Raw genomic sequence first — 434 nt, 5'->3', positions numbered from 1 at the left:
TTGAGTTCCTGGGCCGCAACGACGATCAGGTGAAGATCCGCGGCTATCGCATCGAGCCGGGCGAGATCGTCGCGCGGCTTTGCGAGCACGCCTGGGTGCGCGAGGCGGTGGTGGTGGCGCGCCAGGATGGTCGCGGCGAGCAGCGCCTCGTTGCGTATGTCGTTGCCACAGAGGCTGAGGAATCTGATCTTGCAGGCGGTTTGCGGGCGCATGTGAGTGCGGGGCTGCCGGACTACATGGTCCCGAGTGCGTTCGTCCGGCTGGCGGCGCTTCCGCTGACGCTGAACGGTAAGCTCGATCGAAACGCGCTGCCGGCCCCAGGCGACGAGGCGTATGCGCGCCGGACCTACGCGCCGCCACAGGGCGAGATGGAGACAGTGCTGGCGCAGATCTGGGCCGAGCTGCTGGGGCTGGGGCGGGTCGGACGGGACGAC

The 434-nt window shown here is 68.7% G+C and carries 1 protein-coding gene; it reads left to right on the top strand.

What is annotated here, in order from left to right; translation table 11 throughout:
• The coding region (locus OWC48_RS46760) for an AMP-binding enzyme (protein ID WP_368860696.1) at window positions 1-434 on the top strand (434 nt) is incomplete at both ends.

It is taken from the genome of Bradyrhizobium sp. Arg816 (genome assembly GCF_029989365.1).
In the GTDB taxonomy this organism is placed as follows: Bacteria; Pseudomonadota; Alphaproteobacteria; order Rhizobiales; family Xanthobacteraceae; genus Bradyrhizobium.
This window is presented reverse-complemented; position numbering and strand designations above follow the sequence as displayed.